Here is a 12,129-nt window from a genome sequence, read left to right on the forward strand (position 1 = left end):
ACGTGTCCTCGTGTCCTCGTGTCCTCGTGTCCTCGTGTCCTCGTGTCCTCGTGTCCTCGTGTCCTCGTGTCCTCGTGTCCTCGTGTCCTCGTGTCCTCGTGTCCTCAGTCCACGCCGAACAGCTCCGCCGCGTTCCCGTGACAGACCGCCCGAAGCCAGTCGTCCCCGAGCTCCAGCCTTTCCAGCGCGTGCAGTTGGTGCGCGTACGGATACGGAATGTTCGGGAAGTCCGTCCCCAGCAGAATCCGGTCCCCGAGCGCGGCGAGCCGCCCGCGTCCGTCCACCGGAAACGGACTCGTGTCCCGCGTGAAGTCCGTGAACGCCATCGTCGTGTCGAGCCGCACTTCCGGGTAGGTCTCGGCCAGCGCCAGGAAATCCGCGTACTCCGGCATCCCCATGTGCGCCACCACCAGCCGCAGCCGCGGGTGCCGGGCCAGCAGCCGGGCGACCGGTTCGGGCCCTGTGTGCTTTCCCGGCGCCGGTCCGGATCCGCAGTGCGTGACCACCGGAATGCCCGCCTCCGCGAGCAGCCCCCACACCGGCTCCAGCAACGGGTCGTTGGGGTCGTACGCACCCACCTGGACATGCGCCTTGAAGACCCGCGCCCCCGCCTCCACGGCCTCGCTCACATACCGCTGGGCGCCGTCCTCCGGGAAGAACGTCGCGGTGTGCAGGCAGTCCGGGACCCGGCGCGCGAACCCGGCCGCCCAGTCGTTCAGCCAGGCGGCCATCCCGGCCTTGTGCGGATAGAGCATCGAGGTGAACCGGCGCACACCGAACGAGCGGAGCAGTGCGAGCCGCTCGTCCTCGTCGTGCCGGTACTCGATCGGCCATTCCATGCCCGTCAGCGGCCCGGCGGAGTCGAAGTACGCCCAGACCTTGCGGAGCACCCGCTCCGGCATGAAGTGCGTGTGCACATCGATGATTCCCGGCAGCCCCAGCCGCCCCCAGAACCTCACGACGGCGTCGGCGTCACCACTCACCACAGCGTCGGCGTCACCACTCATCACGGCCTCCCGACCACATGCCCGGCATCGTCTGCCCCGCCCCTGCCGAACCGACGATCTCAGAACAACCCGTCCTGCACACCACCGGCCCCGATGCCGGTCACCGGCACGTCCACCGCGGCCCGTGGATCGGCCCCCTCCAGCACCCACCCCACCATCAACCGGGTATCCACCACCACGACCCCCCTCTCCGTCACTCCCCTCGCCTCCCCCTTCCTCGCCTCCGCATCCGCCCCCTCCCTTTCCGTCTTCTCCCCTTCCCTCTCCTCGTCCCCGCTTCTCCCCGTCTCCAGATGCAGATCGGGACCGGCCGCCGCCACCAGTCGTCCCGCGACCACGCCCCCGTCCACCAGTTCGGTGACCGCGCACGTCACCGTGACGTCACCGGCCAGCCCGAACAGCCCGGCATGGTCGACCGTCCCGAACGGCAGCCGCTGCAACGACTCCGGCCACCCGGCCCCCTCCAACGCCACGGCCCGCCCGTACAGCTCCGCCACCTCCGCCCGCCGTTCCTCGGCGTTCGGCAGCGCCGCGCGTACCGCCCGCTTCGCCGCGTACGGGATGCGGTCCGGCACACCGAGCGCCGACCGCAGCAGTTCCTCGGTGCGCCGCGCCGCCATCAGCGGCCCCCGGCCGAGCCAGCTGAACACCACGGCCCCCTGCTCCCGCAGCCGTGCCGCCTCCCGCTCCTCGGCGGTGATGCCGACCTTCACCATCCCCGGCCCGAACCAGGCGAGGTACACGCGGTACGTCCGGGGATCGTCGGCGATCGTGTCGGCGGCCACCGAGTGCGCCCGGTCCAGCCGCGCGCACTCCGGGCATCGCGCTCCCGTGCTCCTCCCGGCCACCACGGCCCCCACCGGACACGGGTGCCCGCGCGCACCGGTGCACCGCCGCGGCCCCGCGACCCGGAATCCGAGCTCCGTCCCGCGAGCGAGCGTGCTCCACCGCACGGTGCCGCCGCGCTGCCAGCCGAGCGCGGGCCCGCCGTCCTCCGTCGGCCACCGCAGCCCCGTGCACTGCCAGCCCATGGTTGAACTCCGGCCGTTTCGCGGTTGCTGAGAGACCCGGCGATGCTACCGGTCGGTGTCACTCCGCCCCGCTCGTCCCGGCTGACCCGGCGGAACCTGTGGGCCCGCAGAACCGACCGACCCCACGGAATCGGCTGACCCGGCGGAATCCGTGATCCCCGCAGACCCCACGGCTTCCGCGTCGACGGCTCGTACCCGGTCGCGTTGCCGCCGCAGCAGCGCGACCGCGAGGGCCGCGGTGGCGAGGGCCACCGCCCCCGCGACCGCACCGACCTCGCCGAGCACCCGTGTGTACGCGGCCCGTCCCGGGGCCGAGAGCCCGACGAACAGGCCGCCGCACACCGCGACCCCCAGGGCCAGGCCCACCTGCCGCGCGGTGTTCGCCACGGCGGAGGCCACTCCGGCCCGCGCCGGGTCGGCGTCCCGCATGGCTGCCGACGGCAGCACCGGGGAGACCATGCCCGCGCCCACCCCGGTCAGCACCAACGACGGCACCAGCGCCGCAGGCCCGTACGCGAGGCCGAGCAGCAGGAAAGTCAGGCAACCGACGCCGCAGAGAGCGGTGCCGACGGCGAGCGGCAGCCACAACGGGGCACGCTGGAGCGCGGCCCCGCCCAGCGCCGAGACGACGAAGAAGACGGCCGGCTGCACCGAGAGCAGCAGGGCCGTCCGTACGGCGTCGAGCCCGGCGGCACCCTGGAACCAGGACGACAGCACGGTCAGCGGCCCGAACGCGGCGAAGTAGTAGCCGAACGCCACCGCGACCACCGCGAGGAACCGGGGGTGGCGGAAGAGTGCCAGGTCGACGAGCGGATCGGGCGTACGGCGCTCCCGCACCACGAAGGCGACGCCACCCGCGCACGCGACAAGTACCGCCGCCAAAGGATCGGGCCCCGCACCGTGTTCGCCGTAGAGCAACGCGGCGACCACCAGAGCCGCGAGTCCGGTGCCGAGCAGGGCGGCTCCGGCAAGATCCACGCGGCGCTCGTCGCGCTCCGGGTCGCGGGGCAGGAAGCGCACGGCCAGGGCCACACCGAGCACGCCGGGCGGGACGGCCAGCAGGAAGATCGACCGCCACCCCAGCGCCTCGGCCAGCAGTCCGCCCGACACGTTGCCGACCGCCGCCGCGAGCCCTGCCACCGCACCCCAGACGGCGAAGGCCCGATGCTGCTCCCGACCGCTGTAGGAGGCCCGGATGAGCGGGAGCGTGGTCGCGAACATCGCCGCCCCACCGACACCCTGGGCGCCCCGGAACGCGATCAGCGCCCCGACGTCCGGAGCGAGTCCGCAGGCGAGCGAGGAGAGCGTGAAGAGGGCGAACCCGGCGACGAACACCCGGCGACGCCCCATCACGTCACCGACCGCACCGGCGACGACGAGGAGCGCGGCGAGCGCGAGGGTGTACAGGTCGACGACCCATTGCAGGGCGGCGAAATCGGTGTGCAGCCCGTCGGCGACGGCGGGGATGGCCACCGTCACGATCGTGGCGTAGGCGAGCAGCAGGAAGGTGGCGAGACAGGAGACGACGAGGGGCATCTGATGACGTGGGCTCACGAGCGCTCCTCGATGGTGGAGTTCCCCTGGCGGACCCGGCGAACGCGGCGGTCACGACAGTCATGGCAATCACGACAGTCATGGCAGTCACTGCGGTCACTGCGACCACTCCGGTCACTGTGGCCACTCCGGTCACGGCGGCCGTCGAGAAAGGCCAGGGCGAGTTCCCCCGTCACCGGGTTCCGGTACGTCTCGCACTCGACCTCGTAGACCTCGCGGACGAGTGCGGGCGTGAGGATCTCCTCGGGCGCCCCGCGTGCCGCCACGGAACCGTCCTTGAGCACATACAGCTCATCGCAGTAGCGGGCCGCCATCGTCAGGTCGTGCAGGGCCGCGAGCACCCCGATGCCGAGCCCCCCGACGAGGGACAGGATCTGCAACTGGTACTTGATGTCGAGGTGGTTGGTCGGCTCGTCGAGAATGAGGAAGCCGGGCTCCTGGGCGAGGGCCCGCGCGAGGACGACACGTTGTTTCTCGCCGCCGGACAGCGACTGGAAGGTGCGGTCGGCGTACGCCTCCATCCGGACCCGGCGCAACGCGTCCGCGACGATCGCGCGGTCGTGCGAGCCGGTGGTCTCCAACAGGCGCTTGTGGGGCGTGCGCCCCATCGCGACCATCTCCGCGACGGTGAAATCGAAGCTCAGCTCGTTGAACTGGGCCACGACGGCGAGTTCGGTGAAGACCGCGGCCGGCCGGCTCGCCAGCACGTCCAGCTGACCCAGGGTCACCGTCCCGGAGTGCGGCCGGACGACCTTGTAGACGCTCCTGAGAAACGTGGATTTGCCGCAGCCGTTCGGGCCGACGACTCCGACGAAGGCACCGGCGGCGACCCGCAGGGACAGGTCGTGGACGACCGGGGTCCCGCCGAGCCGGACCGACACGTGCTCCGCGCACAGATCGGGGCCCCGCCCGGGGACGGCGGCCCCCGCGTCACGCGCCACCAAAGCCGTACTCCTTCCGGATGAGCATGTACATGAACAGGGGGGCGCCGAGAACCGAGGTGACGATGCCGATCGGCAGTTCGGCGTTGGGGACGGCGACCCGGGCGACGACGTCCGCCCAGACGAGGAACAGCGCTCCGGACAGCACGGTGACCGGCAGCAGCCTGCGGTGATCGGGGCCCACTGCACTGCGCGCGATGTGCGGCACGATCAGGCCCACGAAGCCGATGATTCCGCAGCAGGCGACGAGCACCCCCGTGGCCAGAGCCGCGATGACCAGGTAGATCCGCCGGAACAGCCCCGGGTTGATCCCCAACGTGACGGCGGCCTCGTCGCCGACCAGCATCGAGTTCATGACCCGGCCCTGGAAGAGGAAGAAGGCCGTGGCGGCCAGGACGACCCCGGAGACGACCGGCAGGGTGTCCCACGCGGCGGAGGCGAGGCTGCCCATGGTCCAGAAGGTGACCGACCTGATGCCCTCGGCGCTGTTGGCGAAGTAGACGAGCGCGCTGGACGCGGCCCCGCACAGGGCGTTGACCGCGGTTCCGGCGAGGATGAGCTTGACCGGCGACGTGCGCGAACCGATGCTCCCGGCACCGAGCACGAGTGCCGCGGCCCCGAGCGCCCCGAGGAACGCCCAGAACGGGACGCCGAAGCCGCTGATCCCGCCGAGCACCCCGGCCGCCCCGAACCCCACGAGAAGGGCGAAGGTCGCACCGAGCGAGGCACCGGAGGAGATGCCGAGCACGAACGGGTCGGCCAGCGGGTTCTGCAGCGCCGCCTGCATGACCGTTCCGCAGAGCGCGAGCCCGGTCCCGACCACGGCGGCCAGCAGCACCCTGGGAAAACGGATGTTCCAGACCACGTCCACGGCCATCGGATCACCGCCCGCACCGGTCCCGGTCAGCTTGCCGGACAGGATCCGGAACGACTCCCCCCAGGGGATGCCGACCTGCCCGATCGAGACCGAGGCCACGACCGAGACCCCCAGCGCGAGCCCGAGGACGATCAGGAGAACGGGCAGCGGCACCCCCCGCGCCCCACCACGCCGCCGCTCCCGTCCGGCGACGGAAACGGCAACGGCAACGGCACCGATGCCGACGCCGACGTCGCCGCCGCTCATCTCCTCGGGACCCCCCGCAGCGGGCCCGCCCGTGCCACGCACACGCGTACCGGACCCACTCACGCCGGACCCACTCCCACCGGGCCCGCTCATGAGGCGGGAAAGAGGTCGGGATGCACGAACGCCGCGACCTTCTCACAGAGATCGGCGAGCGCCAGCGAGCCGCGGATGGAGGTCGTGTAGTCCGCGATCATCACGTCGCCGTTCCTGATCGCGGTGACGTTCCTGAGCCGGGGATCACGCAGCAGCCGGTCCCGGGACTTCTCCCCGTCGGACTTCTGGAACTCCGTCACGACGATCCGGTCCGGGTTCGCCGAGATGATCGATTCGAGCGAGAGCTGCGCGTAGGTGTCCCGGGTCAGCTCCATGTACGTACCGCCGGCCCCGTTCACCATCTCGTCCACGAGCCCGAGCGACGGGGAATAGTAGTCGTACGTGTCCCGACCGCCGCTGGCGACCAGCAGCACCTTCGGTGAGTCCTGGGCCTTCTTCGCCCGCTCGGCGATGGCGGCGATCCTCGCCTTCTGCTCCGCGATGTAGGCCTCGGTCCGCTTCGTCACCCCGAAGACCTCGCCGACATGGCGCACGTCCTCGTAGTAGCTGTCCAGGTCCCGGCCCACCGTGTAGTTCACGGCGGGCAGCACCTCCACGCCCCGGGTGTTCCAGAACGGGACCTCACCGATCTTGTCGGGCTTCAGCGCGAACGACATGGTCAGCACGAAATCCGGCCGCCGTTCGAGGATCGCCTCCTTGGAGGGCAGTTGGTCGGAGATCTTCGGCAGCTTCTTGATCCGGTCCGCGTAGGCCGAATACGAGTTGTCGAGATAGCCGACGCCCACGATCCGGTCCTCCAGACCGAACTCGATCATCAACTCGGCGAGCGCCTGCCCGATGACCACCACCCGCTCCGGACTCTTCTCGACGGTCTGGGTGAGTTTCCCGCCGGCGTCGTCGACGACGTCGAGGGTGACCGGGTAGTGACCGGACGGCGCCGCCGCGCCGGTCCGCCCGGGGGCGGGTTCCGCCGGGGTCGAGCAACCGCTGAGCAACAGAGCCGCACCGACGGCGAGCGCGGTGCAGACGCGTATCGGGGAGACGTTCACGATGTCCTTTCGAGCCGGGCGTGGCGACGGCCACGGCCTCATGCTGAAAGGGACGAAAGCGAAAACCGTACGGAGAGCGCTCCCCCGAAATGTGGAGCGAACGCGCCCGGCACCCATTACACCCACCGCCCCCACGACCCCTACGACCGCGTCGCCGCCACGGCCCCGGACCGGTCACGGGACGAGAGGCGCCCGCGCCCCTCGGTCACGGAGGTGCCCGCGCCCCTCGGTCCACGAGGCGTCAACGCCCGGCGCACCCCTGGCTACGCGGCGTCCACGCCCACCCCGCCCCGCACGCCCACACCACTCCGCCCCACACCCCGCACGCCCGCACCGCTCCGCCCCACGCCGCTCCGTTCCGCCCGGTACTGCCGCGGGGTCCGCCCGAACCGCTTCTTGAAGGCGTAGCAGAAGTTGCTGGGGCTGGAATAACCGACCCGCAACGCGATCGCCGCCACGCTGAGGTCGGTCTCCACCAGCAGCAACGAGGCCCGGCGCAGGCACTCGTTGCGGTGATGGCTGAAGATCGTGTCGCCGTAGAGCTGCTTGAACCCGTGGCTGAGCCGCTTGGGGTTCATCCGCAGGGCGCGGGCGAGGGACTCGCCGGTGTGCTGCTCGTGCAGGTTCTCCATCAACAGCGTCGGAACCGTCCGGATGCGCTCGATCTCGTACTCCGCGAGCGGCAGCTGGGCAGGTTCCCGCGGAATGTCGTCGCGGGAGACGATCCGGGCAAAGATCTCCATGACCTTCGCCTCGAAGTAGAGCGCCCTGAAGCGGACGGGCAGCGTGCACACGAACAGGTCCCCGAAGGCGGCGGCAAGTTCGGGCGGGGCCTGGCGCCCGAGATAGTGCGCGTCCCGCTCCGCGGCCGGCATCCCCTCGACGCTCTCCTGCCAGGCCCCGGCCCCGACGCTCCCGAAGAACGCGGCGGTCGCCGACCGTTCGGCAGCGACCGACACCCCCCGGTAGCGCTGCCCGGCCGGGCGCGTCAGCCGCCCGGCCGAGGCCCGCGAGTGCGAGATGGACAACTGCCCCGCCCCGAAGACCGACGCCCCCGTACCCGCCTCTTCGAGCAGCATCAGACCGTCGACGCAGTACTCCAGCTCGAAGTACTCGCCGCCGAGGTCGAAATCGAGGACCAGCTCGTCGTGGAACGCCACGTCGTACAGGGTCAGCGTGACCCCTTCGAGCAACTCGTACACCGTGATGTGCCCGTCCCCCACCTCGGGCCGCACCTCGTGCACCACGGCCCCGCTCCCGAGCTCCCGCCGCACGGCGATGGCCGCGTAGAACGCGCGGTACTGCCGTTCCAGTTCCGCGAACCCCCGCACGGAAGCAACCGAAAACCGGCCCGACATGCCTCACCCCGAATCCACGAGGAAACGATCACCCTTACGCAAGTAAGGGTACCCTTACTCACCTGTCGCCGGCCGGACCACCTGCCTGGTGTCCCTCGACGAGTTCAGCGATGACCGGCCGAGCGTCTCAGCGGAAGATGTCGGCGTTCTCCGCGGCCCACTGCCGGAACGGTCTGCCCGGCGAGCCGGTGATCTGCGAGACCGTGTCACGCACCGAGAGCAACTCGTCATTGACGTCTCCGCCCGTGACGTCGAGCACCGCATCCGCTGCCTCGTCCCCGAAGACCCCGGCCATCCGAGAATGGGCCTCCTGTCGGCTGATCTCGATGAAGGGCACCTCCCGCCCGAGTGCTGCCGCGATGGCCTCGACCTGCTGCCGGGCTGTCACCGGCTCCGGACCGGTCAGGGCATACGTCCGCCCCCGGTGACCGGGCTCGGTCAGCGCGACCCGCGCCACCGACGCGATGTCCGCGGGGTGGATCGTGGGCAGCCCGATGTCCGCATACGGTGCGCGGACCGTCTCACCGTCACGGATCGCCGCCGCCCACATCAGAGCGTTCGAGGCGAACTGAGTCGGCCGCAGAATCGTCCAGGCCATGCCGCTGTCCTTGAGCAGCCGCTCGACCGCCCGGTTCTCGTCTGCGGGACCCAGGTGCGGATGGGTCCGGACGGTGATGGACGACACCAGCACCACGTGCTCCACACCCGCCCGGCGGGCTGCCGCGAGGATGTCCGCGTCCGGGCCCACACGCGACAACAGGAACAGCGAGCGCACCCCGCCCAGAGCGGGCTTCAACGCCCCCGGCACCGTGAAGTCGCCCTCAACGGCCTCGACCTCCGCAGGAAACGCCGCCCGTGAGGCGTCACGGGTGAACCCTCTCAGCGGCCCCGCACCGCATGCGTGCAATTCCCCCAGCAATGCACTTCCTATGTTTCCGGTGGCCCCGGTCACCAGGATCATGAGCGCGTTCTCCCGTCGTCAGTTGGGCAACTCCGGGACACGCTAAGAGCTCAATCGGACTTCAGGTCAAGGAGACGCCTGCACTCCCGAACGACATCAAGAATCACTGATATCCGGAAGCGCGCAGGCCCTCGGCCTCGTTCACGAGAACGGGCGGATGTCCGCCACTTCGGGAGGCACCACAGCGCACCGGGAATCCGAACGCCGAGTGAGTCGCCTGCCGCGACCGGGGGCGCGAACGGCACGTGCCCGCACTGCCCGCGTCGATGCGCCACGTCGGTGGCAGGCGCCCCCTACCGCAACGGATGAGAAAACATGTTGGCCGGCTGCCGAACGAGCTGCGAAGATGCGTCCGTTTCCCAGGCGGAGGATATTTGTTCGTTTTCGTGTGTGCGGGATGCGGCGCCGAATTGACCACTCCGCTGTCCCAGGTCTCACTGCCGGTCCACGCCCGTCAGAAGTACGGGAACGGAACCCAGCTTCCCGTGCTCATGCGGTCAGGGACGTTCGCCGTCGACCCGGACCCCTGGGGAGGGCCGTGGCGGATGTGGGACGAGATCGATCCGGGCGAGGCGGAGGCACGCGGCATCTACGCGCCGGTCCACGCCCTGTCCGACGGCACGCCCGGGGCGAGTGTCATCGCGCCCGGTGACATCCGTGGAACCCGCCTGATCCCTGAGAAGCGCGGCGGTGCCTGCTGTGGCCTCGACGGAGCCGACGGGCCCAACATGGTCTGCGGGACATGCGGCCTCCCGGTAGCGACCAGGGTCGACGACTGCTCGCTCTGGCAGACAGTGCGGCTCAGCCCGGACACCGTGCACCGCGTCCCCGTTGACGGTATCCACGCCGCACCCCTCTCCTGGACGGAGCTGGCAGAGAAGGCGGAGAAAACGCCCCCGTTCGAGCCGATTGCCACGTGGGGAGGGCGGTTGGGGTCGAACCACTACTGGTCGTGGAGTCCGCAGTGGGAGGCGGCAGTCGGCAAGGCGCTCGCCCACCTGCTGATTGCCTCCCGAGGGCAGCCGGTGAAGGTCCCGGACGGTCTGACCACGGACGTCTTCCAACGCGCGCTCGACGCCCTGCTGCCCGCAGGCCCCCCGAAGCGGCACGCCGTCCTGGCCGGACCGGGACAGCCCTCCCCGGACGCGGGCGTCGACATCCTCCTCGTACCGCTCCATCCCCAGACGGGTCGGACCTGGTCCCCCGCCACCCCACCCGCGTCGGCGTACCCGGTACCCCTGCCGCTGGGTGTGTGGCTGTGGCTGGTCTCCCCCCGGCCCTGCCTGCCGGTTCCCGCGTCGGGCCGCATACCCCAGGACGTCCTCCGCGACGACCCGCTCCCGCTGCTCCCCAACTACCTGCTCCGGGCCGACTGGGGAACGTTCCAGCACACCCTGGTCCGGCTACCAGCCGTGCGCAGCCCATGGCTGCGCACAATCCTCAAGAACCTCGCGCAGGGCACCCCGGCCAACCTCTTCTAGCACCATGGACGGTGTCATCGGCCGACGACGGCCGCCAGCAGTCGGGGCGGTTGCTGTACGCCGCATAACGCAAGAGGCCCGGACTTTCGTCCGGGCCTCTCAGCTGTGTGCACTCGGCAGGATTCGAACCTGCAACCTTCTGATCCGTAGTCAGATGCTCTATCCGTTAAGCTACGAGTGCTTGTGCTTCCCGGTTTTTTTCTTCCCGGTCGGCGTTGCGGGAACAACATTACATGACCTGCGGCGTAGCGCGAAATCCATTAGCCAAACCACCTCTGACCTGCGGAAACGCGCTGTCTTGCGGCGTGTGGCGCTCGCGGTCCGACCCGTGTGGGACCACCGCCGAGTCACCACCGGACCGCATCCGTCCGGATGAGCCCGCGAGCCGTGCCGAGCCGGGCGCGGACAGGTACGCACGGAACATGAGAGCGGGTACGCACGGATCGACCGAGGCCCGTGTACGACTGAAGCCCCGTGCCGATGGCACGGGGCTTCAGTCGTCGAGCGGAGGCGGAGGGATTTGAACCCTCGATGGGCTTTAAGACCCAAACCGCATTAGCAGTGCGGCGCCATAGACCGGACTAGGCGACGCCTCCAGCACACCTCGCGCAAGCGCGAACGGTGCGTGCAGATGATGACACAGTCGAGCGTCGTGCCACCAATCGATGCCTACGGTACTAGGCAGTCGGGCGCGAGGGCAAAGTGCTCGGGGCCCGCAACGCCGGGGCGTGACGCGCGTTGGTGAGCAGGGAAGGAGTCCCCGGCCTCCCGGCCTTCCACCCAGTTCCACCCTGTTCCGCCCAATTCCACCCCGTTCCGCCCGTTCCCGTCCTCGTCCCGGATACCGCACGGCTTCGTTCGCCGGAGGACACAAGCACAGGAGCCCGTATGTTGCGCCGCCTCGCCCTCACCGCCGTCGCGTCCCTCGCCGTGCTGTCCGCCGCGGTCCCGGACGCCGCGGCCGCCGACGGCCCGGTCCCGGTCCCGCTTCCGTGGCCGCTGCACCTGCCGCAGGGCGCCGACGGCGCCCGCACCCGGCTGACGGTGACAGTCGCGAAAGTCGGGAATCCCTCGGCCGAGGGGGTCTTCGAGCTGGAGTGCGAGCCCACGGGCGGCAGCCATCCGGCGGCAGGACGGGGCTGTGACCGGCTGGAGGAGCTGGCGGCCGAGGGAACGGACCCGTTCACTCCGGTGCCCGGGGGCACGATGTGCACCCTGCAGTACGGGGGGCCGGCCACCGCCCGGATCACCGGAACCTGGCAGGGGCGGCACGTCGACGCGGCGTTCAACCGGGCTGACGGCTGCGAGATCTCGCGCTGGAACACGCTGCGACCGGTGCTGCCGGACATCCGGTGAACACGCCCGCCCGGCCGGTGGTACCCGGCCCCGTGATCCCCCCGCCCGGGCGTCCCGCCCGGTGCCGTCGGACCGGCGCACCACGCCGCGTACACCGAACCTTGGTGAGAGCTCCCCCTCATCCGCCACCCCCTGCCCTCCCCCTGCCTTTAGACTCCTTCCGTGACAGCCCGCGGCCCGAGGGGCAAGATGGGGCCCGCTGTCGGCAAGGTGC

The 12,129-nt window shown here is 70.6% G+C and carries 10 protein-coding genes and 2 tRNA genes; 2 read left to right on the plus strand and 10 right to left on the minus strand.

Annotated elements, in window-relative coordinates; all coding sequences use genetic code 11:
• Positions 1–104: 104 nt before the first annotated feature.
• The 8 genes from ACF1CT_RS04750 to ACF1CT_RS04785 all read right to left on the minus strand — a co-directional run bounded on the left by ACF1CT_RS04750 (position 105) and on the right by ACF1CT_RS04785 (position 9,078).
• Complete coding sequence (locus tag ACF1CT_RS04750; protein ID WP_391782308.1) at positions 105–1,007, minus strand: amidohydrolase family protein; 903 nt, start codon at positions 1,005–1,007, stop codon at positions 105–107.
• A 59-nt stretch (positions 1,008–1,066) separates the two neighbouring features.
• Entirely contained in the window at positions 1,067–2,038 is a 972-nt protein-coding gene (locus ACF1CT_RS04755) for a DUF2797 domain-containing protein (RefSeq protein ID WP_391782309.1), read from the minus strand.
• A 45-nt stretch (positions 2,039–2,083) separates the two neighbouring features.
• Positions 2,084–3,592, minus strand: coding sequence for an MFS transporter (locus tag ACF1CT_RS04760; protein WP_391782310.1), 1,509 nt, complete (start codon positions 3,590–3,592; stop codon positions 2,084–2,086).
• On the minus strand, positions 3,589–4,533 hold the full coding sequence (locus ACF1CT_RS04765; RefSeq protein ID WP_391782311.1) for an ABC transporter ATP-binding protein: 945 nt from the start codon (positions 4,531–4,533) through the stop codon (positions 3,589–3,591). The genes ACF1CT_RS04760 and ACF1CT_RS04765 overlap by 4 nt, the downstream gene beginning before the upstream one ends.
• Positions 4,523–5,656 carry a FecCD family ABC transporter permease gene (locus tag ACF1CT_RS04770; protein ID WP_391782312.1) on the minus strand — a complete coding sequence of 378 codons (1,134 nt, stop codon included), beginning with the start codon at positions 5,654–5,656 and terminating at the stop codon, positions 4,523–4,525. The genes ACF1CT_RS04765 and ACF1CT_RS04770 overlap by 11 nt, the downstream gene beginning before the upstream one ends.
• 89 nt (positions 5,657–5,745) lie before the next feature.
• On the minus strand, positions 5,746–6,759 hold the full coding sequence (locus ACF1CT_RS04775; protein WP_391782313.1) for an ABC transporter substrate-binding protein: 1,014 nt from the start codon (positions 6,757–6,759) through the stop codon (positions 5,746–5,748).
• A gap of 263 nt (positions 6,760–7,022) precedes the next feature.
• Complete coding sequence (locus ACF1CT_RS04780; protein WP_391782314.1) at positions 7,023–8,090, minus strand: helix-turn-helix transcriptional regulator; 1,068 nt, start codon at positions 8,088–8,090, stop codon at positions 7,023–7,025.
• Positions 8,091–8,244: 154 nt separating this feature from the next.
• Complete coding sequence (locus tag ACF1CT_RS04785) at positions 8,245–9,078, minus strand: SDR family oxidoreductase (protein ID WP_391782315.1); 834 nt, start codon at positions 9,076–9,078, stop codon at positions 8,245–8,247.
• Between the two features lie 374 nt (positions 9,079–9,452).
• On the opposite strand from ACF1CT_RS04785, the gene ACF1CT_RS04790 reads away from it, so the two are divergent.
• The gene (locus ACF1CT_RS04790; RefSeq protein WP_391782316.1) at positions 9,453–10,559 is read left to right on the plus strand and encodes a hypothetical protein; all 1,107 of its coding nucleotides are present in this window, start codon (positions 9,453–9,455) and stop codon (positions 10,557–10,559) included.
• A gap of 108 nt (positions 10,560–10,667) precedes the next feature.
• Here ACF1CT_RS04790 and ACF1CT_RS04795 read toward each other — a convergent pair.
• Together ACF1CT_RS04795 and ACF1CT_RS04800 are read right to left on the minus strand one after the other, a co-directional pair.
• Positions 10,668–10,740, minus strand: a tRNA-Arg gene (locus tag ACF1CT_RS04795).
• Between the two features lie 324 nt (positions 10,741–11,064).
• A tRNA-Ser gene (locus tag ACF1CT_RS04800) sits at positions 11,065–11,155 on the minus strand.
• Positions 11,156–11,447: 292 nt separating this feature from the next.
• Here ACF1CT_RS04800 and ACF1CT_RS04805 point away from each other — a divergent pair.
• Entirely contained in the window at positions 11,448–11,915 is a 468-nt protein-coding gene (locus tag ACF1CT_RS04805) for an SSI family serine proteinase inhibitor (RefSeq protein ID WP_391782317.1), read from the plus strand.
• The last annotated feature ends 214 nt before the right edge of the window (positions 11,916–12,129 follow it).

The sequence above is a fragment of the Streptomyces sp. NPDC014734 genome, from assembly GCF_043083325.1.
In the GTDB taxonomy this organism is placed as follows: Bacteria; Actinomycetota; Actinomycetes; order Streptomycetales; family Streptomycetaceae; genus Streptomyces.

What these genes read in the sequence shown, in the direction of transcription:
- ACF1CT_RS04805 (WP_391782317.1), top strand. Translation starts at nt 11,448, where the DNA reads ATGTTGCGCCGCCTCGCCCTCACCGCCGTCGCGTCCCTCGCCGTGCTG.
- ACF1CT_RS04770 (WP_391782312.1), bottom strand. Translation starts at nt 5,656, where the DNA reads ATGAGCGGCGGCGACGTCGGCGTCGGCATCGGTGCCGTTGCCGTTGCC.
- ACF1CT_RS04755 (WP_391782309.1), bottom strand. Translation starts at nt 2,038, where the DNA reads ATGGGCTGGCAGTGCACGGGGCTGCGGTGGCCGACGGAGGACGGCGGG.
- ACF1CT_RS04785 (WP_391782315.1), bottom strand. Translation starts at nt 9,078, where the DNA reads ATGATCCTGGTGACCGGGGCCACCGGAAACATAGGAAGTGCATTGCTG.
- ACF1CT_RS04750 (WP_391782308.1), bottom strand. Translation starts at nt 1,007, where the DNA reads ATGAGTGGTGACGCCGACGCTGTGGTGAGTGGTGACGCCGACGCCGTC.